We start from the raw sequence: 23,078 nt of genomic DNA, 5'->3' as shown, positions 1-23,078 counted from the left end.
GACCAGCTAATGGTGCTGGAAAAGGAATCGTAGCGGATGCTTTTGACTCATCTAAAAGCCATACTCCAGTGATGTTGACTACAGATTTATCATTGCGATTTGATCCTATTTATGAAAAAATTTCTAAACGTTTCCTCGAAAATTCAGCTGAATTTGACGATGCATTTGCTAGAGCTTGGTTCAAATTAACGCACCGTGATATGGGACCTAAAGCACTGTATTTAGGTACTGAAGTTCCCGCCGAAGACTTGATTTGGCAAGACCCAATTCCTAAAGTTTCCTATAAAACTATAGATAGCAATGATATTGCTTCGTTAAAAGAAAAAATACAAGCATCCGGTTTATCAGTTTCTCAATTAGTTTCAACTGCTTGGGCATCAGCATCGACTTTCCGTGGTTCAGATAAACGTGGCGGAGCAAATGGAGGCCGAATTCGATTAGCGCCACAAAAAGATTGGAAAGTAAATAATCCAAGTCAATTGGCTACCGTTTTAGGGGTTTTAGAAAGTATTCAAAGCGATTTTAATGCTTCTCAATCAGATAAAAAAGTTTCCATTTCCGACTTGATTGTACTTGGTGGAAATGTAGGAATAGAAAAAGCAGCTGCAACTGCTGGTCTTTCTATAAATGTGCCTTTTATTGCAGGAAGAAATGATGCTTTACTAGAACAAACCGAAGTAAAATCTTTTCAATATTTAGAACCTTTAGCCGATGGTTTCCGTAATTATTCTAAAACTAAATATATTGTTTCTGCAGAGGAAATGTTACTTGATAAAGCACAATTGTTGACATTAACAGCTCCAGAAATGACAGTTCTAGTTGGAGGTATGCGGGTATTGAATACAAATTTTGATCAATCTCAAAATGGGGTTTTTACAAAACGTCCTGAATCATTAACAAATGACTTTTTTGTAAATTTATTGGATTTATCAACAACTTGGAAAGCCGTTTCAGATGCTGATGATGCCTTTATTGGGACTGATAGAAATTCCGGTTCAATCAAATGGTTTGGAACTCGTGTTGACCTTATTTTTGGTTCTAACACTGAGTTAAGAGCAATTGCTGAAGTTTATGGCTCTAGCGATTCGAAAGAAAAATTTGTAAAAGACTTTATTGCTGCTTGGAATAAAGTAATGAACCTAGATCGTTTCGACTTGGCTTAATAACAGCAATTTATAATTGAATTCTAAAAGGTGGTCTAGTAATAGGTCACCTTTTTTATTATATAAATTAGTCAATAATCACGGGTAAGCTTCCCTTGCAAGCCGAGTTTTCTAGCAATTGATGCGCTGCACTTTCTTGAAATTCAGCAAAGTCTTGATAGACTTGGATGATTCCTAAAGTAGCTTCTATATTTGGAATCACTTGCAAAACAAAAGGATTACCAAAAACATATAAAACGCATTTTTTGGTGGTAAATAAAGTTCCCAAAAATGCTAAAACGGAGTCTTCAATATCAAAATTATGCAATGGCTTGGCTTTTGGTACAAACAAAGAAATGAGTATAGTATCAAAATTAGTCAACTCTCTTTGTAGCTCATAAATCAACTGTTTATCTGCCTTTTCAAGGGAAAATTCAGGAGCCGGAAGCGCAAGTGTCATCGCCTTAAAAAATTCATTGTCCGTGTTTTTATAAAGGCTTATTTTAGCCAATTTATTATGATTTTTAGCTTCAAAAATAGATAAACTATTTTGGTTATCCTTAATTTTAGTAATGCTATTATTTGCAATTTTACGGTTTAAAGTAGAAGTGGTTTCAAAATTAAAACTTCCTCGCGGAGCCGTGTTTCTATCTATTATTCCTGCTTTTTGTTTTAATTTCCACAGTCGGTTGAAACTAGCCTCAATCCTTTCAGGAGTAGCATTTTTAAGAATTTCCTGAATCCCTTCGGCTACGTTTTCGGCGAAACACAACACATCATTTCCGGCATTAAAGGCTTCCCATTCGAGTTGTCCTTTCGTTTCATACAATTTGGAAACACTGTGCATATTTAATGCATCTGAAATAACCAAACCATCATAGCCCAATTGCGTTCGCAAGAGGTCTTCAATCACGGATTTCGACAAGGTTGCCGAAGTATTTTTGCCATCGTTCAAGGCTGGAACTGCCAAATGCCCTATCATTATAGAGTCAACATTGTTCTCAATCCCTTTTATAAATGGAACCAATTCATTTTCTAACAATTGTTCTAAAGTTTCTTCCAATACCGGTAATCCCAAATGCGAATCAACGCTGGTATTTCCGTGTCCCGGAAAATGTTTCAAACAGCCTAAAACACCAACATCATTCATTCCACGTAAATATTCTAGTGCAAATAGCGCTACTTTTTCTTTGTTTTGACCAAAGGAACGATAGCCAATGACAGGATTATTGGGATTGTTGTTGATGTCTGCCAAAGGAGCCAAATTGTAATGGATTCCCACCGATTTCAAGTCTAAACCAGTTTGTTTTCCCACTTCGTAAACCAACTCGATTTCGCTTTCCGGCAAAGCCCCTAATGTTATGGCGTAAGGATATTGCGGTGTTTTTTCGACCCGCATGGCCAAACCCCATTCGGCATCAATGCTCATCAAGAGTGGAGTGGTGGCGCATTTCTGGAATCGGACTACTAGTTCCTTTAAACGTTCAAAACTATTGTCGTTGAAGGTAACTTTTTTTTTGATTTCATAATTGGTTGCCGCACTGGCTCGACTGTGAAAAAATGTCAGTCCGCCAATGTTGTGTTTCTTGATTAAACGCTCCATTTCCTGAATGTTTTCCTCGGTATCATTGATGAAAACGGCTGGAAAAAAGAATTGTCCTATTTTTTGTTCTGCTGTCATTAGTTAGAAATTTATGCTTCTGTTTTCTTTCCAAAATCACTTGGGTAAATTAAAAATCGTGACAAAATTAATCCTGGAATTGTTGCCATGAATACCCAAATAAAGAAGTTTCCATAACCCAAATATTCCTGTATATAACCGCTCAACATTCCGGGAAGCATCATTCCCAAAGCCATAAATCCGGTAGCGATAGAGTAGTGGGAGGTTTTCGATTCGCCATCAGCAACGTAAATTAAGAACATCATAAAGGCAGCAAAACCAAATCCATAACCAAATTGTTCGCAAATTACAGTAGCGTAAATATAATATATTGATTCAGGATGAAAATGAGAAAGCAAGATAAACCCAATTATTGGCAAATGCATTGTCAAAATCATTGGCAACATCCATTTGCCAAGACCGTCTTTAGAGATGACAATTCCGCCTAAAATCCCACCAATAACAAGTGCGATAACACCAAAGGTGCCATATATGAGTCCAATGTCTTCAGTAGTTAATCCCATTCCGCCCACTGATTTATCATCAAGAAGAAAAGGAGTCAGCATTTTTAATAATTGAGATTCTCCTAATCGAAATAACAAGATAAAAGATAGAATTAAGCCAATTTGTTTCTTTTGAAAAAAAGAAGAAAAAACCGCTCCAAAACTAACTTTCGGAGTCGATTGGGATTTTTTTTCTGTATTTGTAGTTTCAATTTTTGGAGTAGAAAAATAATTGTAAATTGTAATAACCGCCATAATGAAACCAACAATTACCATTGTATATGACCAAGCTTTGGTTTTGTCTCCGTATTTATCTTCTAAAAAACCGGCAATAATCACGATTAATCCATTTCCTGTAAGTAAGGAAAGACGGTAAAAGGTACTTCTAATTCCTAAGAAAAAGGATTGTTGTTCTTTGGCTAAAGCCAACATATAAAAACCATCGCTTGCCACATCATTCGAAGCAGAAGCAAACGCGGCAACCCAAAAAATTGCCAGACTCAGTACAAAAAAATTGCTCATTGGAATTGTAAACCCGACAATTAGAAAGGCAATTGAAATCAATAGTTGCATAGCCAAAAACCACTTTCTTTTAGTAGAATATAAATCTATAAAAGGGCTCCACAATGGTTTGATGACCCAAGGCAAATACAATAAGCTTGTGTAAATTCCAATGTCTTCGTTACTGATTCCCAGATTCTTGTACATAATCACAGAAACTGAAATTATGATTGCATAAGGCAAGCCAGAGGCAAAGTTTAAAACAGGTATCCAATACCAAGGCTTAGCGTCTGTTTTCATTGTAATTTTTTTTGGTTGGTTAGTTTATTATTGTTGCTGCGCTTTCGTTGCCATAATAATCGATGAAAGTAATTGCACAAGCGCTCTCTTCATCTACTTTTTTCATTGGAATAGTGACCAAAATAGAATCGGTTTTTGCTGCCAAATTTATCTTTTCAATGATTTGACTCGGATTATTGATATCAATAGTAAATGTCTTTTTGGCACGATACACCATAATATAGCGCACCTTTAAATCCGTTGGATATTTGATGGTACAACTAGAATTAAGGCTGTCTTTCGAAATGATTTTTACTGCTGGGCAATCAATGAGTACCTTTTTTGAATTAGGCACGGCATAAGGAAGCGCCGGATATTTGTATTGATTTGTCAGCAAAAGATCGGCTACAACCTGATTTTTTTTCACAAATGACTTGGCACTAAAAAAGGCATTTCCCTGAATGTTTTTATAGGATCTGGTAATGTTTATTTGATTCGGAATTTCGTTAGGGTTACTCCATTTTTTGTCGGAATCGCTGTTAATTTTATAGGTACTGTTACCAATGTAAATAGCCGTGTTTTTCGAGTTTTCCGACCACCATTTTAACAATTTTGAGTACGAAGCCTTTGGGTGATCGATACTCCAATACAGTTGCGGCACCAGATAATCAATCCAACTGTTTTCCATCCAAGCCAATGGATCTGCATATAAATCATCATAATTGGTTTGACCAGCTTGTGTGTCAGAACCTTTTGGATCAATCGATTTATTACGCCAAACTCCAAACGGACTGATACCAAATTGTACCCAAGGTTTGATGTTTTTTATGGAAAGAGAAACATATTTTACTAGATTATTTACGTTCGAGCGTCTCCAGTCATCTATGCTTAGTCCGGCACCATATTTTTCAAAAGATTCGGCATCGTTGAATATTTCTCCTTTTACCTTGTAAGGATAAAAATAATCGTCAAAATGAATGGCATCAATGTCATAATTTTGCACGACCTCATTCACAACCGAAATCAATAGTGTTTGAACTTCAGGTAAAGCAGGATTGTAATAGTATTTTCCACCATATTTAATCATCCAGTCGGGATGCTTAAAAAAATCGTGGTTGGGACTTAATATTTCTGTTTTCAAATCCATCGTGGCGCGATACGGATTTAACCACGCATGAAACTCGAAACCTCTGGCGTGTGCTTCAGTAATCATCCATTGCAAAGGGTCGAAATAAGGACTTGGCGCTTGTCCTTCTTTTCCAGTTAAATATCGGGACCAAGGCGCTAATTGGGTAGGGTAAAAGGCATCACCAACACTGCGAATTTGAACAATTACAGCGTTATAATTCATTTTTTTATAGGTGTCCAAAATCTCGATAAAATCGGATTTTTCTTTTTCGACAGCATCAATATTACTTTTTGGCCAGTCAATATTAGCAACGGTGGCAATCCAAATCGCTCGGAATTCATTCTTTGGATAGGTTGCTATTTCTTGTGCACTTCCATTCGAAAACGACAGCATAAAAAAGGAAATCAGTAATATCAAGCACTTGTATTGATTCATTTGTATTGTAATTATGTAAAAATCAAAAGTAGTTTTTTTAGATAAGTTTATCCAATAAAATTTTGATAAAATTCAATTTTGTAGTAGTTGTAATTTCTTCACCAAATTACTTTCGAATTATAATATACTCCTTTACCTAATGTTTTTGAATATTTCTATCTTTCTTGTCTAATTTATAAAATTTTTAACCGCTATATTTTTATATTTGTCAATAATATTATTTATTTATGCCAACCCAATCTCAATTACAACTATTATCCGAATCATTAGAAGGAAAACTTCTATTTGACGACCTCCATAAAACTATTTATTCTACTGATGCTTCTGCCTACAGGATCATGCCTATTGCGGTAGCTTATCCCAAAAACTACGAAGATATTGGTAAACTAATTCGTTTTGCGACCCAAAAAAAAATTTCATTAACGCCAAGGACTGCCGGAACTTCACTGGCAGGACAAACCGTTGGAAGTGGAATTATCGTGGATGTTTCGAAGCATTTCACCAAGATTGTTTCATTTGATGCCAATAAAAAGACAATAACGGTGCAACCTGGAGTAATTCGTGATGAGCTAAATTTATATTTAAAACCTTATGGGTTGTTTTTTGGACCCAATACATCCACTTCAAATCGCTGTATGATGGGAGGAATGGTGGGCAACAATTCATCAGGAACGACATCTATTCGATATGGTGTGACACGGGATAAAATCGTCGAGATTAAAGCCATTTTGAGTGATGGTTCTATGGTAGTTTTTAACGAACTTTTTTCAGATGAATTTATCGAAAAAACAAAAGGAAGTTCACTCGAGAGTGAAATTTATAATACTATTTACAAAGAACTTTCGAATGTTGAAAACCAAAAAGAAATTGTTGCCGAGTTTCCAAAACCGGAGATTCACAGAAGAAATACAGGATATGCAGTAGATTTATTGTTGAAATCGGAATTGTTTTCAGGAACGGAACCCACAATAAATCTTGGAAAATTGCTTTGCGGAAGCGAAGGAACTTTAGCTTTTACCACGGAAATTACCTTGAAATTAGATGATTTACCTCCATCAAATAACATTATGGTTGTGGCTCATTTTCATACTATTCAAGAAAGCTTGGAAGCCGTTGTTGTAGCAATGAAACATCATTTGTACACTTGCGAAATGATGGATGACACTATATTGGACTGTACTAAAAACAATCGGGAACAAGCTAAAAACAGACTTTTTATAGAAGGAAATCCCAAGGCGATTATGATGTTTGAAGTAGCTTCAAATTCAATGGAAGATGCCGAAAATCAAGCCAATGCTTTAGTAGAAGATTTACAAAAAAACAATTTTGGTTATGCGTTAATAAAATTATATGGAGCCGATATTGATAAAATTATCGAACTTAGAAAAGCAGGATTAGGACTTTTAGGAAGTATCGTTGGCGATAATAAAGCTGCCGATTCCATCGAAGATACCGCAGTTGAATTGAGCGATTTACCTAATTACATTGCCGAATTTGCAGCAATGATGAAAAAACACAATCAAGAAGCGATTTATTATGCACACGCCGGAGCGGGCGAAATACATTTGCGTCCGGTTTTGAATTTAAAGAAAAAAGAAGATTTAGTCTTATTTAGGACTATTGCCACTGAAGTAGCGCATTTGGTAAAAAAATATCGAGGTTCATTGAGCGGGGAACACGGTGACGGAATAGTGCGTGGCGAGTTTTTGCCGTTTATGATTGGGGATAAAAATTATGAATTGCTCAAACGCATCAAAATAGCCTTTGATCCTAATGCTATTTTAAACATTGGAAAAATCGTAAACACTTCAAAAATGGACGAAAACCTTCGGGTAGAATCCGGCAGGGAGGAACCTAATATTCAAACTATTCAGGATTTTTCAGATAGTTTAGGAGTTTTACGTTTGGCTGAAAAATGCAATGGTTCTGGTGATTGTAGAAAATTGCCTTCGGCAGGAGGTACTTTGTGTCCGAGTTATCGCGCCACCAGAAACGAGAAAGACACGACTCGGGCTAGAGCCAATGCGCTGCGAGAATATTTGACAAATTCTGAAAAAGACAATAAATTCAATCATAAAGAGCTATACGACGTTTTCGATTTGTGTGTGAGTTGCAAAGCTTGTGCCAGCGAATGTCCCAGTAATGTGGATGTTGCTGCTTTGAAATCGGAATTCTTGTACCAATATCAAAAATCAAATGGTTTTTCTATCCGAAATAGAATCTTTGCCAATAATGCCAATTTAAACAAGTTGGGAAGTCTTTTTCCGAGTTTCACAAATTTTGTTTTAAACCAATCTTTGGTAAAGAAAAGTATGGGAATTGCTCCAAAAAGAGAAGTCCCATTATTGGCAAAAACTACTTTTAGAAAATGGTATCAAGATAATCACAAAGGCAATTTAAACGGCAATTTAAAAGACAAAGTCTATTTGTTTTGTGATGAGTTCACTAATTATTATGATGTTTCAGTAGGAATTGACACTTATGAATTATTGACAGGATTGGGCTATGAAGTTGAAATGATCCATCACGAAGAAAGTGGAAGAGCTTATATTTCCAAAGGTTTTCTAGAAGAAGCACAGGCTATTGCCAATAAAAACGTGGCCATTTTTAAGGATTTAATTTCTGAAAACACACCCTTAATTGGAGTTGAACCTTCTGCAATATTGACTTTTAGGGACGAATACATCCGATTAGCAAAAGACAACGAAAGTGCTGCGAAAATTGCTAAAAACACACTCACTATCGAAGAGTTTTTCAAAAGAGAAATTACGTCAGGAAAAATTCGTTCGGATCAATTCTCCGAGATTAAAAAATCTATAAAAATTCACGGGCATTGTCATCAAAAATCTTTGAGTACTGTAGAAGCAACATTTGTAATGTTAAATGTACCAAAAAACAGCGAAGTGACAATATACAATTCGGGTTGTTGTGGAATGGCAGGGTCTTTTGGTTACGAAAATGAGCATTACGATATTAGTATGCAAATGGGTGAGGATACTTTATTTCCAAAAATTCGAGCAACTGATATTGAAACAGCAATTGCAGCAGCCGGAACAAGTTGTCGTCATCAAATTTTTGACGGAACCAATCGAAAAGCACTTCATCCAGCAACTATTTTGAGGGCTTGTTTGAAATTATGAATGAAACTGTCCAAACTATAATTTGCATCTAAAATATTTATAGTTTTAGTGAAATTTTAATGGTAAGCAAAAAAATAGATTTTAAAAACAGAATTTGACTAAAAGACACATCTGATTTTGAGACCTTTGCCAAAGTTTAAAACTTTGGCAAAGGGATAAGCAAAATTTATCATTAAAATTATAGGAAAACCACATTTATTTGTTGGATAATTGTCTAATTTTAATATTAAATGCTGCGAAAATTAATGTCATAAATGGACTTAATATATTGAAGAATGCGTAAGGTAAATAATCAAAGGTGTCTACACCTAAAGTTCCTGATTGATATGCACCACAAGTATTCCAGGGCACTAATACAGAAGTAACTGTTCCAGAATCTTCTAATGTTCTACTTAAGTTTTCAGGAGCTAAACCCTTGTCTTTATATGCTTTTGCAAACATTTTTCCTGGAACGACAATAGCTAAATATTGGTCAGAAGCAGTTATATTTAGTGCTAAACAACTTCCTACCGTTGAAGCAAATAATCCAAAGGTAGTTTTTGCCATTTTTAATAAAGCTTGACTTATTCTTGATAAAGCACCAATGGAATCCATAACGCCACCAAAAACCATGGCACAAAGAATTAGCCAAATAGTTCCAAGCATTCCACTCATTCCTTTTGCCTTGAAAAGTTTTACTAAACTTTCATTTTCTGTTGGTATGATAGTTTCGTTAGTAATAGCATTTATGACACCTTTGTAGCCAGATTTAAATGTCATACTGTCTACACTAGAAATGTGATTGATAATTTGGGGTTGAAAAATTAAAGCAAAAATCCCCCCTAAAAGAACTCCAACAAATAGAGCAATTAGAGGTTCTGTTTTTTTGAAGATTAATCCAATAACAATAAGAGGAACTAAAAATAACCAACCCGAAATATTAAATGATTTTTCAATGTCTAAAAGTATTTGAGAGGTATCTGCATTTCCATGAATTTCAACCGTTAACCCTAATATTATAAATAAGATTAAAGAAATAATAAATGTTGGAATAGTGGTTAAAGTCATGTATTTAATATGAGTAAACAAATCGGTACCAGCCATGGCAGGAGCAAGGTTTGTTGTGTCTGACATAGGAGAAAGCTTATCACCAAAATAAGCACCAGAAATTACCGCTCCAGCAACCATTCCTAATGGAAAGCCAATGGTGCCGCCAATTCCAATTAAAGCAATACCCACTGTGGCAGAAGTTGTCCAAGAACTTCCAGTCGCTATTGATATTATAGCGCAAATAACCATTGTTGCGGGTAAAAATATTGCAGGACTTAATATTTGTAAACCATAATAAATCATTGATGGAATAATACCACTAATCAACCAAGTACCAGCTAATGCTCCAACCATCAGAAGAATTAGAAAGGCACTGGAGGTTGATTTAATGTTTTCAGCGACTTCATCTAACATTTTTTTAAAAGGCACTTTATTAAAAAGTCCAACGATAACTGCGACAGCTGCACCCAGTAGTAATACAAACTGATTACTACCTGCTAATGGATCATCGTCTGGACCACTAAAAGCTATTAGTACATTGTAAGCAAGGATTGCGATTAACGCAACAACTGGTATTAAGGCTTCCCAAATAGTTAGTTCTTTATTATTTATGATTTTTGTATCCATTGTTTTTTTTTGCAATATATAAAAAAAATGATTAATAATTTATTTTGAAATTGTTGACAAATTTTTTAAGGTTAAAAGTTAATTTAATTTTAATGAATTGTTTTTAACTATATTTGAAATTAATAAAATATCAAAAATGGAAAAATTATCAAAAGGAAGTCCTAAATTAATCAATGCTTGGGCTTTTTACGACTGGGCAAATTCGGTTTATTCATTAGTAATTGCCACTGCAGTATTTCCCATTTATTACGAGTCTGTAACAAGTTCGAATGGTGGAATGGTAAATTTTTTAGGCACCTCATTTCATAATTCCACATTGCTTTCGTATTCTTTGTCATTTTCGTTTTTGATAGTTGCTTTTTTGTCTCCAATATTATCTGGGATTGCAGATTATACGGGAAATAAAAAGCGATTTATGCAGTTTTTTTGTTATTTAGGTTCGCTCTCTGTGATGGTTTTATTTTTCTTCAAAGACCAAGATACTTTGTGGATAGGGATTTTGGGAACAATATTCGCAAGCATTGGTTTTTGGGGCAGTATTGTTTTTTACAATTCGTATTTGCCAGAAATTGCTTTTCCTGAACAACACGATAGAGTGAGTGCAAAGGGATTTATCTTCGGCTATTTTGGGTCGGTAATTTTACTCACTTTTAACTTAACAATGGTAATGAAACCAGAATGGTATGGGATATCTGATCCAACATTACCAGCGAGAATTTCGTTTTTATCTGTTGGAATTTGGTGGATGTCTTTTGCACAAGTCACATTTTATTATCTTCCTAATAATGTATTTAATAAAAAACCACGAAAAGATTATATTTTTAAAGGGATAAGAGAACTGAAAGAAGTTCTAAAAAGTTTAAAACACCATACTTTTTTAAAACAATTTTTGACAGCTTTTTTCTTTTACAGCATAGGTGTTCAAACCATCATTTTATTTGCTGGAATTTATGGAAAAATTGAATTGGGAATTGAAACGAGTCAATTGATAATTACCATTTTAGTAATTCAGTTAGTTGCTATATTTGGAGCCTATCTCTTTTCAAGAATTTCCGAAAGTATTGGAAACATTAAAACACTAAAACTTATTATTGCAATATGGGGTTTAATTTGTTTTGCAGTATATTTATTAGACAAGGAAAGCAAATATATTGATTTGCAATTTTATTCAGTTGCAGCCTCTATAGGAATGGTATTTGGCGCAATACAATCTTTATCACGCTCCACTTATTCAAAATTATTGCCGGAAACTGAAGATCACGCTACTTACTTTAGTTTTTATGATGTTACCGAAAAAATGGCCATTGTTTTAGGAACTTTTATTTTTGGTTTTGTGGGTTCCATAACTAATTCGATGCGGAATTCTATTTTTATTCTAGCAATTTTCTTTTTGCTCGGTTACTTTGTGCTCAGTTTTATGAAAAAAACGAAACCTACGAATCATTAATATTTTTTAATACATAATTCATTGATGGCAGAATTTGTCTAATGTTAAATTTTGGCACAATGATTGTCTCTTTTTAGTCTTAAACATATATACTGTGTCTTACATCGATTTTAATTAATATTGATGTGTTCCTAACTTATATTTGTTTTAAAATGAATAAATCTAATGACAAAAAGACTTAAATAAAATATGTCAAATCATAAAATACTTACCCTTGACAATTTGTCACTTCAGGAATTTGATACTGAAACAGATTTAATACCTTTATTGACTCCTGAAGACGAGGAGGAAATGAATAACGAAAAATTGCCGGATTCACTATCCATTTTGCCTTTGCGCAACATGGTATTATTTCCAGGAGTTGTTATTCCTATTACAGCTGGTCGTGATAAATCTATAAAATTAATTAATGATGCTTATGCAGCTGGAAAGATAATTGGTGTTGTAGCTCAAAAGAATGAAGAAATTGAAGATCCAACTAAAAACGATGTGCATAATATAGGTACTGTTGCTCGAATTTTGAGAGTTCTAAAAATGCCTGACGGAAATATTACCGTTATTCTCCAAGGAAAAAAACGATTCCGAATCGATTCAGTGATTTCTGAAACACCATATATTAAGGCAAATATCAAAGAAGTCGTAGAAAAAAGACCTACTAAAATTGACACGGAATTTGTGGCAATTATTGATTCAATCAAAGAATTAGCAATTCAAATAATAAAGGAAAGTCCAAACATTCCGAGCGAAGCTACTTTTGCCATCAAAAATATTGAAAGCCAATCGTTTTTAATCAATTTTGTTACTTCTAATATGAACTTATCTGTTCAGGAAAAACAGGATTTATTATCGATCAATACTTTAAAAGAACGAGCGCTTGAAACACTTCGTTATATGAATTTTGAGTTACAAAAACTCGAATTGAAAAATGACATTCAATCAAAAGTACGTTTTGATTTAGACCAGCAACAGCGTGAATATTTTCTTCATCAGCAAATGAAAACCATTCAAGAAGAATTGGGTGGCGCTTCGCAAGAAGAGGAAATGGACGAAATGAGCTTGAAAGCCAAGACAAAAAAATGGGACGTAAAAACACAAGCACATTTCGAAAAAGAATTATCCAAAATGCGTCGAATGAATCCACAAGCGCCTGATTTTGGTATTCAAAGAAATTATTTGGATCTGTTTTTAGAATTGCCTTGGAATGAATATTCCAAAGATAATTTTGATTTAAAACGAGCCCAAAAAATTCTGGACAGAGATCACTTTGGATTGGAAGATGTCAAGAAAAGAATGATTGAACATTTGGCAGTTTTAAAATTGCGAAACGATATGAAATCTCCAATTATCTGTTTGACAGGACCTCCGGGTGTTGGTAAAACCTCCATTGGAAAATCAGTTGCTGAAGCTTTGGGAAGAGAATATGTGAGAATATCACTAGGTGGTTTGCGTGACGAAGCAGAAATTCGAGGTCATCGAAAAACTTACATTGGCGCAATGCCAGGACGAATCATTCAAAGTTTGAAAAAGGCAGGAACTTCGAATCCTGTATTTGTTTTGGACGAAATCGATAAATTATCAAACAGTCATCAAGGCGATCCCTCATCAGCATTATTGGAGGTTTTGGATCCGGAGCAAAACAATTCTTTTTATGATAATTTCCTCGAAATGGGTTACGATTTGTCGAAAGTGATGTTCATCGCAACCTCAAATAATATGTCGGAGATTCAACCTGCATTGCGCGATCGAATGGAGATTATAAGAATGTCGGGTTATACGATCGAAGAAAAAGTAGAAATTGCCCGTCAGCATTTGTTACCACGACAATTGAAAGAACACGGTTTGAATACCAAGGATTTAATCCTTGGAAAAAAACAATTGGAAAAAATAGTTGAAGGTTATACTCGTGAATCTGGTGTCCGTGGTTTAGAAGCAAAAATTGCACAAGTGATTCGTAATGCTGCAAAATCAATTGCGATGGAGGAGGAGTACAATAAGAAAGTAACTGACGAAGATATTGTGAAAGTTCTTGGGGTTCCAAGATTGGAAAGAGATAAATACGAAAGCAATGATGTTGCTGGCGTTGTTACTGGATTGGCTTGGACTAGCGTTGGTGGTGATATTCTTTTTATAGAATCCTTAATTTCTCCGGGAAAAGGAGCAATGACTATCACAGGAAATTTGGGCACGGTAATGAAAGAATCGGCTACTATAGCTTTAGAATACATAAAAGCCAATACAGCACCTATGGGTTTAAACCCTGATATGTTGTCAAAATACAATATCCATTTACACGTTCCTGAAGGAGCAACTCCAAAAGACGGACCAAGCGCAGGAATTGCAATGTTGACATCCTTAGTTTCAGTGCTAACTCAAAAGAGAGTAAAAAAAAGTTTGGCAATGACAGGTGAAATCACCTTGCGTGGAAAAGTATTGCCAGTGGGCGGAATAAAAGAAAAGATTTTGGCAGCGAAAAGAGCCAATATTAAGGAGATTATCTTATGCCATGAAAATAAAAGTGATATAGATGAAATAAAACCAGAATATATTGCAGGGCTTACTTTTCATTATGTCAAGGAAATGAACGAAGTTTTAAAAATTGCCATAACGGATCAAAAGGTGAAAAACGCAAAAATAGTTTAGTCAATATATTTTATAAAATTATTCCATCCTGAATTACTAGGATGGAATTTTTATTTTATACTAATCTATTCCAAAACTTCGAAAGTAAAACAGGAAATTATACCATTATAATTTTATCTTCGCATTTGCGTTTTATTATACAGAATAGTTATTTCAAGTATGCAAAAGAATCTTTTATTTTTCTTTTTATTTTCGTTTTGTACCGTATCCTATGGTCAAATTGGAGGGAAGTATGTATATCAGTTTCTAAACTTGGTAACATCACCAAGACAAGCCGCTTTGGGAGGAAAAACGATTACGATTTATGACGATGATGTTAATCAAGCTCATTTTAATCCGGCGACAATAAATGCAGATATGGACAATCATTTAGCACTCAATTACGGGAGTTATTATGGAGAAGTTGCCTATGGTACAGCCTCTTACGCCTATACATATGATCGTCATTTACAAACTTTTCAAGCTGGAATTAATTATGTAAATTACGGAAAATTCGAAGGTTATGACGAAAATGGTCAGCCTACGGCTCAATTTTCTGGAAGTGAAACGGCACTTTCTTTTGGATATGCTTTTAATGTTCCCAATTCGAATCTCTTTATCGGAGCCAATGCAAAACTAATTTCATCGACTCTCGAGAGTTATAGTTCTTTTGGGGGGGCAATTGATATTGGAGCAATTTTTATAGATGACGAAAATGATGTCAATTGGGCTTTTGTAGTGCGAAATATAGGAACACAGTTTACGACCTATAATAGTATTACTGAAAAACTACCATTGGAAATAATGGTTGGAGTTTCTCAAGAACTTGAAAACGTTCCTATTCGTTGGCATCTTACCCTTGATAATTTACAGCAATGGAATGTTTCTTTTTCTAATCCCAATCAAGATAAGACTTCGCTTGATGGTACTTTGAGTCAGAAAAAAACTTCTATTTTCGGAAATGCATTGCAACACGCCATTTTTGGAGTGGAGCTTTTTCCCAAAAGAACATTTAATTTTAGATTGGGATATAATTTTAGACGTGCAAAAGAATTACTAATTTTGGATCAACGGAATTTCTCCGGAATTTCGGTTGGTTTTGGATTAAAATTGAATAAATTAAAATTTAATTATTCCTATTCAAGATATACTTTGGCTGGAAACACAAGCTTATTTGGTCTAACCATTAACTTTCAGGAATAATTTTTTTGCTAATTATTACAACTTTAAATTTTATATTTTGAAAAAAATTACTATAGCAATTGATGGATTCTCCTCTACTGGGAAAAGCACCTTGGCAAAGGAATTAGCCAAGCATTTAGGATACGTTTATGTTGACACTGGTGCAATGTATCGAGCAGTAGCTATGTTCGCAATGCAAAATGGTTATATTAACAAAGATTTTTTTGATAAACAATCGCTTATAAATAGTTTGCCGTTTATAAAATTAGTGTTCAAATTCAATCCAGATATGGGTTTTGCCGAAATGTATTTGAATGGTGTGAATGTGGAAAAGGAAATTCGGACTCTCGAAGTTTCTAATTTTGTGAGCAAGGTAGCCGAAATACCAGAAGTGCGATTAAAACTAGTTGAACAACAAAAGGAAATGGGAAAAAACAAAGGCATCGTGATGGATGGGAGAGATATAGGAACAGTAGTATTTCCTGATGCCGATATTAAAATATTTATGACTGCAACCGCAAATACTCGTGCGCAAAGACGTTATGACGAACTTATTATAAAAGGGGATAAGGTTAGTTTTGAAGAAGTTTTTAAAAATGTTTTAGAACGTGATTATATTGACACTCATCGTGAAGATTCACCGCTAGTAAAGGCGGCAGATGCATTAGAATTTGATAATTCAAATATTTCAAAACAAGAACAATTTGAAAAAGTACTACAATTTTTAAAAAGTTAACTATTTTTTCATTTTTACTTTTTTTTATTAACCCTGCATTATGCTGCTCCCCAAAAACCATACAAAACATTCACATAATTTAAGATGGAAAATAGTAACCTAAATTAGCAAAATTCTGCTAAGAAGTAGAAGAGTATTTAGTAAATAATTTAACGCTAAAGTTGTTTTAAAAGCTTTGAAATAAAAAAACCACATTGAGATTTTAGTCAATAAATAGGAGATTTTACCCAATCAAATTTAGATTTGAAAATCTGAAGCCATAAAGAATATTTCATCAGTTTTTAGTGTAGAGAAGCAAAAGGGAAGAAAAATGGAATTCCCTCGGTAATGCTTTATGCTGCAATTGGAGATTTAACATTGGAGATGTGTTTTCTAAAAAAAAAAGGCATTCTAATTTGTAAAAGTCAAAGAAGCAAAAGGATAGATTTTAATGAAAAGAGTTGGGACAGCCTCGGGTTCACGAGGAAAAGATTAGTATATTTGTTTGATGAGTGTATATATTTTTAAACGGCATAATAATAGCTAGTAGTTTTAACATTTATTTTGTCCGACAAAGTATCGGAGAAGTATTTTTGTCTGAGGAGGTTGAACTGAGTTTAGTTAAAGTGTGTAAAAATATTTTAGATCGTTACGAAATTCATTTTGTTGAAATAGTGGTAGATGAGAATCACGTATATTTTTTGATACAAAGTGTTTCAAAGATTTTTGTTGAAATTGCTTTTAGGATGGTAAAAGTATCACTGCAAAAGAAATTTTCAGATTGCATGCATAAGTTAAAAGTAAGCTGTGGGTGGTAATTTTTGGACGAGGGAATATTATGTAAATACGGTTGGTTAATAAGGGAATGATGATGTGATTCAGAAATACATTGAAAATTAAGGAGAAAAAATGAATGTTTGCAACTCGTTTAACAAAAATAAGCTGCGGCTATCTTTCGAGTAATACGATTCCTCGACGCTCTGCCTCTGGGGTTCTCCTTTTTTAGTTATTTGTAGTTTAAAAAACCAAGAATTGATATAACTTCTTGAAAATAAAAATTATTACAAATGAAAAATATAATATTAATTCGGCATGCAAAATCCAGTTGGGAAGCACCTTTAAAAGATATTGACCGACCATTGGAGCGAAAAGGAATTTATGATGCTCATCTTGTCGCTGTAAACTGTATCAAGTCTCTCCCTTCAACATACATGATATGGACAAGTCCAGCAAAAAGAGCTTTAGAAACGGCAATAATCTTTGCCCAAAATATTTTATATCCCATTGATAGCATCATTATTAAAGAGGAACTTTATACTTTTGATGAAAACCAATTGGAAAAAATAATCAAATCATGTAGTAATGTTTTTGAAAGTGTTATTCTTTTTGGACATAATGGTGCCATTACAAATTTTGTTAATAAATTTGGAGACATTTTTATTGCTAATGTTCCTACATCTGGATTTGTTTCGATACAATTCGAAACCGATAGTTGGGAAAAGATAAAAAAAGGTAAAATAAAAAAAATAATATTTCCAAAAAAAATAATATAATCATAGTGCATAAATATAAATATATAGATCGAGAGAAAAGCTGGTTAACCTTTAATGCAAGAGTTCTTCAAGAAGCAGCTGACAATTCAGTTCCACTTCTAGACAGGTTACGTTTTCTAGGCATTTTTTCCAATAATTTAGATGAATTTTTCAGAGTTCGATTTGCAGCAATCAGACGATTGAGTTTATCCGGAATATCTGGCGAAAAATTGCTTGGCGGTATTTCGGCTAATCAATTATTGAAAGAGATCATCGAAATTGTTATTCAACAACAATCCGAAAGTTTGAGAATATTAAGTGTAATTGAAAAAAAATTAAAAACTGAAAATATTTTTATTATAAACGAAAATGATATTTCTGAGGAACAGGAGGTTTTTTTGAAAGACTTTTTTATTCAAAAGCTGAGTCCTGAACTAGTAACGATTATCTTGAATGATCTTGCCGAATTTCCAATGTTAAAAGATTCCATTGGCTATTTGGCAGTCAAATTGGTTATGAAAAAAAAATCAGAAATTCGATACGCAATGATCGAAATCCCCAAAACAATTAACCGTTTTGTGGTCTTGCCTTCAAATGACAATAAACAATACATCATCCTTTTAGACGACGTTATACGACACAACTTAAGTAGTATTTTTAATATTTTTGACTATGAAAGTGTATCTGCTCATATGATAAAAATTACCCGCGACGCTCAATTAGATATAGACAGTGATTTAAGCAAGAGTATGTTGGAGAAAATCGCTACAAGTGTTAAGGATAGAAGGATTGGCGAACCAGTTCGTTTTATTTATGACCAATTAATCGAAAAAGACACTCTCGATTTTTTTCTCGACAAAATGCTTATTTTTTCAACAGACAGTATTATCCCAGGCGGTAGATACCATAATAGACGCGATTATATGAATTTTCCAGATCTTGGAAGGTTCGATTTATTATACAAAACTAATGTTCCGTTACCCATAACTGGACTGGATCTTAAAGGAAGTATCTTGGAAAAAATCAGTAAAAAAGATTACTTATTAAATGCTCCTTACCAATCTTTTTCCTATCTAACCAAGTTTTTGCGTGAAGCAGCTTTAGATCCAAAGGTTACTTCGATTAAAATTACCTTATACCGTTTGGCTAAAAATTCTCAAATTATAAGTTCTCTTATAAACGCTGCCAAAAATGGAAAAAAAGTAATCGTTCAAATCGAATTGCAAGCTCGTTTCGATGAAACCTCTAATATTTCATATGCAGAGCAAATGCAAACCGAAGGTATAGAACTTATTTTTGGAATAAAAGGGCTAAAAGTACACAGCAAAGTATGTGTAATCGAAAGAATTGAAGAAGGAAAAACAAAACGGTATGGCTTTATCTCCACCGGAAATTTTAATGAAGTAACAGCCAAAATTTATACCGATGTCACTCTATTTACGAGTCACCAACAAATTCTAAAGGATATTTCTAAAATTTTTGAATTTTTCGAAATCAATTATCGATTATACCGCTACAAACATCTTATTGTTTCTCCACATTATACACGTTTCCGATTTTACAAATTAATCGAAAGAGAAATCGCTAATTCGATAGAAGGCAAAGAAGCATTCATAAAACTAAAAATGAATAGTTTGTCTGATTTTGAAATGATTGATAAACTATATGATGCCAGTAATGCTGGAGTTAAAATACAACTAGAAGTAAGAGGAATATGCTCTTTGATTCCAGGTGTTCCTGGAATGAGCGAAAATATCGAAGCTATTAGCATAGTAGATAGCTATCTGGAACACTCCAGAATCTATATTTTCGGCAATGCTGGAAATACAGATGTTTATATTTCATCGGCCGATTTTATGACTAGAAACCTCGATGGAAGAGTAGAAGTTACTTGCCCAATTTATGACCAAGAAATTAAAAATGAATTGATTGATAATTTTAATTTAGGTTGGAAAGGAAATGTAAAAGCTCGAATACTTTCTGAAAAGATGGATAATAAATATAGAACTAGAAATAACCAACCCATTTTCAGGGCACAATTAGAAACCTATAAATATTATCAAAATAAGTTGGAACAGTTTGAAAACGGTATTTAGTAGTTTATAAATTACAATATCATTCAATATTCCAATTAACCAAATAAAATATAGTAGAGGAATCACCTAGGATATGATTAGAATTAAAAAATATGCCGCGATTGATATAGGTTCAAATGCTATGCGTTTGTTAATTACAAATATCGTCGAACAGGATTCAAAAGTAGCTCAATTCAATAAAAATGCCTTAGTTCGTGTTCCAATTCGTTTAGGGCAAGATTCCTTTACTGTTGGTGAAATTTCTCAAGAAAATATCGAAAGAATGACTGATGCCATGAAAGCATTTAGCCTTTTGATGAAAGTACACAAAGTCGAAAAATATATGGCTTTTGCTACATCGGCGATGCGCGAAGCTAATAATGCTTTCGAAGTTGTTGCTATTATCAAGAGAGAAGCCGATATTAAAATTGAAATTATTGATGGTAAAAAAGAAGCGGTAATAATAGCTTCGACAGATTTACACCATTTATTGAAAACAGATAACACCTATCTTTATATGGATGTTGGAGGTGGAAGCACCGAATTTTCACTTTTTTCCAATGGAAAAATTGTTATTTCAAAATCATTCAAAGCAGGAACCGTTCGATTATTAAACGAAATGGTGAGTGATATTGTTTGGCAAGAAATGGAAAATTGGATTAGAACAAATACTCTAGAATATGACGAAGTTATACTTATAGGCTCTGGAGGTAACATCAATAAGTTGTTTAAAATGTCTGGAAAACTCCAAGACAAGCCCTTGTCATTTATTTATTTGAATTCGCAATATGCATTGTTAAACGCACTCACTTACGAACAAAGAATATCGGAATTAGGATTAAATCCTGATCGTGCCGATGTAATTATTCCGGCAACACAAATCTACCTCAACGCAATGAAATGGAGTGGTGCCAGAAATATTTATGTCCCAAAAATTGGTCTTTCCGACGGAATTGTGAAGGCAATGTATTACGGGAAGATCTAATCAAAAAGATGATATTCTGAAAGTGTTAAATAATTAGTACCGTAGTATCGTGTTTTTTTAGTTAAGTCATAAAAAAAATCAGTGAATCTGCGGTATTTTTTTAAAATTAAAGGAAGTCGAATGTATTCAAGGTTTAAATATCCAAATCGAAAGTTTTTCTCAACAACTCTAAATTAGGGTTTATTTCATTCAATCTATTGTATTTGTCTAAAGCTGTAAAAGCAAATTTATTTTCCAAAACTTCATTTACTATAACTTTAATTATAATATTGTGATTGTGTAAGTGTCCTTTCAAATAGCCCAAAAGTCCAGACAATTCCGTTTCGAAATCAATCTTAGAACCATCGTTGGGTAATTCATGAATAATAGTAGTTCCTTCTAATTTTGGATCACTTATTAATAAAAGGGATTCCATTATTTTGTGTCCTTTATCTCCCAATCGTTGGGCGTATTTGTTCCATTGCAACAACATTTCGTTTTCTGTAAATATTTCCGTAGGAAGATGAATTTCCTCTTTTATAAATCCCTTTGTACTTTCCTGTAATTCTCTTTTGGCACGAATACTCGAAATAGAAAATGCTGAAACTTTTGGTTCCTCAGAAAGCTTTGTGGTTTGTGATTTGGGGTTTGGGGTTATAACTGAATTGTTAGGTACGGGATTTTCTAATTCAACTTTTGGTTCTTCAACATTTTTAATTTCAATTTTTTTATTGCCATAGCCATTGATATTGCCATTGACTTTTTCAACAATCGAATAATCAGTTCTTCTAAAATAAGTGGGTGTAATTATAAATTGGTCAACTTTTTTTTTTCTCCATCAAAGGTGATGGAGGCTAATTGCATTAAGCAAAGTTCAACGAGCAATCGCTGGTTCTGGCTTACTTTGTATTTCAAATCACAGTCGTTGGCAATTTCAATTCCTTTCAATAAAAACTCTTGAGAAGCTTTTTGGGATTGAATTCCATATAACTTCTGGGCTTGTTCGCCCACTTCCAGTAAGGATAATGTAGAAGGCGTTTTTGACACCAATAAATCTCTGAAATGTGTAGCCAGTCCAGATACAAAATGGTGGGCATCAAAACCTTTGGCAAGAATATCGTTGAAAGCAATCAGTAATTCTGGGATTTTGTTTTCCAAAACCAAATCCGTTACTGTTATATAGGTTTCATAATCCAGCACATTCAGGTTTTCGGTAACCGCTTGTCGCGTTAAATTATTTCCACAATACGAAACTACTCGGTCAAAAATAGACAAAGCATCTCGCATCGCGCCATCAGCTTTTTGGGCAATAATATGCAAAGCATCGTCTTCGCAAATTACGCCTTGGCTGGCAGCGACTTCGGCAAGATGTTCTTTGGCGTCTTTTACGGAGATTCGTTTGAAATCAAATATCTGGCAACGAGAAAGTATCGTTGGAATTATCTTGTGTTTTTCGGTCGTTGCCAATATAAAAATGGCGTGTTTTGGTGGTTCTTCTAATGTTTTCAAAAAAGCATTAAAAGCTGCCGAAGACAACATATGTACCTCGTCAATAATATAAACCTTGTATTTTCCGGTTTGTGGCGGAATGCGAACTTGGTCAATCAAACTCCTGATGTCGTCCACGGAATTGTTTGACGCGGCGTCCAATTCGAAAACATTGAAAGCAAAATCTTCATTCGGGTCGTCGTAACCGGGTTGATTGATTTTGCGAGCAAGAATCCGGGCGCAAGTCGTTTTCCCAACGCCTCGAGGACCGGTAAACAATAGGGCAGAGGCAAGGTGATTGCTTTCTATGGCGTGCAATAAAGTATTGGTAATGGCTTTTTGTCCCACAACATCATTAAATGTTTGTGGACGATATTTACGTGCCGATACTACAAATTGTTCCATAGAATTTTTCTTCGAAAGCAAATATAGTTTTTAATTCAAAGACTCAAAAATTTATGGATTGAAAGATTTTATAATTTATCAAGAGTTTGTTAATAACGAAATGTCATAGCCCTGATCGAAGTGGAAATCCTTTTTTTAATTGTCATCTTGAGCGCAGTCGAAAGACTTATTGACAATTAAAGAAAGATTGAAGCGTAGAGCAGGAT

15 protein-coding genes and 1 pseudogene are annotated in these 23,078 nt (G+C 34.0%); 10 read left to right on the top strand and 6 right to left on the bottom strand.

All coding sequences use genetic code 11. The features are described 5' to 3' along the window. The coding region (locus tag AABM59_RS08800; RefSeq protein ID WP_338408595.1) for a peroxidase family protein at window positions 1-1,163 on the top strand (1,163 nt) is incomplete at its 5' end. A 67-nt stretch (window positions 1,164-1,230) separates the two neighbouring features. Here AABM59_RS08800 and AABM59_RS08795 read toward each other — a convergent pair. From AABM59_RS08795 to AABM59_RS08785, 3 genes are read right to left on the bottom strand one after another with little or no spacing between them, the layout of a single operon-like run. Further along, complete coding sequence (locus AABM59_RS08795; RefSeq protein WP_338408594.1) at window positions 1,231-2,823, bottom strand: glycoside hydrolase family 3 N-terminal domain-containing protein; 1,593 nt, start codon at window positions 2,821-2,823, stop codon at window positions 1,231-1,233. An 11-nt stretch (window positions 2,824-2,834) separates the two neighbouring features. Continuing rightward, a complete protein-coding gene (locus AABM59_RS08790; protein WP_338408593.1) occupies window positions 2,835-4,106 on the bottom strand; it encodes an MFS transporter in 1,272 nt (423 codons plus the stop codon). A gap of 19 nt (window positions 4,107-4,125) precedes the next feature. Beyond that, on the bottom strand, window positions 4,126-5,649 hold the full coding sequence (locus AABM59_RS08785) for a family 10 glycosylhydrolase (protein ID WP_338408592.1): 1,524 nt from the start codon (window positions 5,647-5,649) through the stop codon (window positions 4,126-4,128). Between the two features lie 227 nt (window positions 5,650-5,876). Here AABM59_RS08785 and AABM59_RS08780 point away from each other — a divergent pair, with 227 nt between their 5' ends. Beyond that, window positions 5,877-8,789, top strand: coding sequence for an FAD-linked oxidase C-terminal domain-containing protein (locus AABM59_RS08780; protein WP_338408591.1), 2,913 nt, complete (start codon window positions 5,877-5,879; stop codon window positions 8,787-8,789). Between the two features lie 195 nt (window positions 8,790-8,984). Here the strand turns inward: AABM59_RS08780 and nhaC are convergent, their stop codons facing one another. After that, window positions 8,985-10,445 carry a Na+/H+ antiporter NhaC gene (gene nhaC / locus AABM59_RS08775; protein ID WP_338408590.1) on the bottom strand — a complete coding sequence of 487 codons (1,461 nt, stop codon included), beginning with the start codon at window positions 10,443-10,445 and terminating at the stop codon, window positions 8,985-8,987. Window positions 10,446-10,581: 136 nt separating this feature from the next. Here nhaC and AABM59_RS08770 point away from each other — a divergent pair, with 136 nt between their 5' ends. From AABM59_RS08770 to AABM59_RS08735, 8 genes and pseudogenes are all read left to right on the top strand, one after another. Beyond that, the gene (locus AABM59_RS08770) at window positions 10,582-11,892 is read left to right on the top strand and encodes an MFS transporter (RefSeq protein WP_338408589.1); all 1,311 of its coding nucleotides are present in this window, start codon (window positions 10,582-10,584) and stop codon (window positions 11,890-11,892) included. Window positions 11,893-12,081: 189 nt separating this feature from the next. Then, window positions 12,082-14,532, top strand: a complete 2,451-nt coding sequence (gene lon, locus AABM59_RS08765; protein WP_338408588.1) for an endopeptidase La — start codon at window positions 12,082-12,084, stop codon at window positions 14,530-14,532. Between the two features lie 159 nt (window positions 14,533-14,691). Beyond that, window positions 14,692-15,714 carry a type IX secretion system protein PorQ gene (porQ, locus tag AABM59_RS08760; protein WP_338408587.1) on the top strand — a complete coding sequence of 341 codons (1,023 nt, stop codon included), beginning with the start codon at window positions 14,692-14,694 and terminating at the stop codon, window positions 15,712-15,714. A gap of 37 nt (window positions 15,715-15,751) precedes the next feature. Next, the gene (cmk, locus tag AABM59_RS08755; protein ID WP_338408586.1) at window positions 15,752-16,429 is read left to right on the top strand and encodes a (d)CMP kinase; all 678 of its coding nucleotides are present in this window, start codon (window positions 15,752-15,754) and stop codon (window positions 16,427-16,429) included. A 487-nt stretch (window positions 16,430-16,916) separates the two neighbouring features. Beyond that, a pseudogene (gene tnpA, locus AABM59_RS08750) lies at window positions 16,917-17,263 on the top strand (IS200/IS605 family transposase); the annotation flags it as partial. 212 nt (window positions 17,264-17,475) lie between these two features. Continuing rightward, window positions 17,476-17,961, top strand: coding sequence for a histidine phosphatase family protein (locus AABM59_RS08745; RefSeq protein ID WP_338408585.1), 486 nt, complete (start codon window positions 17,476-17,478; stop codon window positions 17,959-17,961). A 5-nt stretch (window positions 17,962-17,966) separates the two neighbouring features. After that, window positions 17,967-20,036 carry a polyphosphate kinase 1 gene (gene ppk1 / locus AABM59_RS08740; RefSeq protein ID WP_338408584.1) on the top strand — a complete coding sequence of 690 codons (2,070 nt, stop codon included), beginning with the start codon at window positions 17,967-17,969 and terminating at the stop codon, window positions 20,034-20,036. A gap of 73 nt (window positions 20,037-20,109) precedes the next feature. Then, window positions 20,110-21,000, top strand: coding sequence for an exopolyphosphatase (locus AABM59_RS08735; protein ID WP_338408583.1), 891 nt, complete (start codon window positions 20,110-20,112; stop codon window positions 20,998-21,000). A 133-nt stretch (window positions 21,001-21,133) separates the two neighbouring features. Here the strand turns inward: AABM59_RS08735 and AABM59_RS08730 are convergent, their stop codons facing one another. Next, window positions 21,134-21,472: a DNA polymerase III gene (locus AABM59_RS08730; protein ID WP_338408582.1), complete on the bottom strand. Its 339-nt coding sequence runs from the start codon at window positions 21,470-21,472 to the stop codon at window positions 21,134-21,136. 314 nt (window positions 21,473-21,786) lie between these two features. Then, entirely contained in the window at window positions 21,787-22,872 is a 1,086-nt protein-coding gene (gene dnaX / locus AABM59_RS08725) for a DNA polymerase III subunit gamma/tau (protein WP_338408581.1), read from the bottom strand. Between the last annotated feature and the right edge of the window lie 206 nt (window positions 22,873-23,078).

The organism is uncultured Flavobacterium sp., from assembly GCF_963925185.1.
Classification (GTDB): Bacteria; Bacteroidota; Bacteroidia; order Flavobacteriales; family Flavobacteriaceae; genus Flavobacterium.
Note: the sequence above shows the minus strand (reverse complement) of the source record. Positions and strands in the feature narration are given on the sequence as shown.

Bases quoted from the DNA above. Each gene is read 5' to 3' on its own strand.
- AABM59_RS08730 (WP_338408582.1), bottom strand. From the start codon at position 21,472: ATGTTGTTGCAATGGAACAAATACGCCCAACGATTGGGAGATAAAGGA.
- AABM59_RS08785 (WP_338408592.1), bottom strand. From the start codon at position 5,649: ATGAATCAATACAAGTGCTTGATATTACTGATTTCCTTTTTTATGCTG.
- AABM59_RS08745 (WP_338408585.1), top strand. From the start codon at position 17,476: ATGAAAAATATAATATTAATTCGGCATGCAAAATCCAGTTGGGAAGCA.
- AABM59_RS08770 (WP_338408589.1), top strand. From the start codon at position 10,582: ATGGAAAAATTATCAAAAGGAAGTCCTAAATTAATCAATGCTTGGGCT.
- AABM59_RS08790 (WP_338408593.1), bottom strand. From the start codon at position 4,106: ATGAAAACAGACGCTAAGCCTTGGTATTGGATACCTGTTTTAAACTTT.
- nhaC (WP_338408590.1), bottom strand. From the start codon at position 10,445: ATGGATACAAAAATCATAAATAATAAAGAACTAACTATTTGGGAAGCC.
- AABM59_RS08735 (WP_338408583.1), top strand. From the start codon at position 20,110: ATGATTAGAATTAAAAAATATGCCGCGATTGATATAGGTTCAAATGCT.
- AABM59_RS08795 (WP_338408594.1), bottom strand. From the start codon at position 2,823: ATGACAGCAGAACAAAAAATAGGACAATTCTTTTTTCCAGCCGTTTTC.
- lon (WP_338408588.1), top strand. From the start codon at position 12,082: ATGTCAAATCATAAAATACTTACCCTTGACAATTTGTCACTTCAGGAA.
- dnaX (WP_338408581.1), bottom strand. From the start codon at position 22,872: ATGGAACAATTTGTAGTATCGGCACGTAAATATCGTCCACAAACATTT.
- porQ (WP_338408587.1), top strand. From the start codon at position 14,692: ATGCAAAAGAATCTTTTATTTTTCTTTTTATTTTCGTTTTGTACCGTA.
- AABM59_RS08780 (WP_338408591.1), top strand. From the start codon at position 5,877: ATGCCAACCCAATCTCAATTACAACTATTATCCGAATCATTAGAAGGA.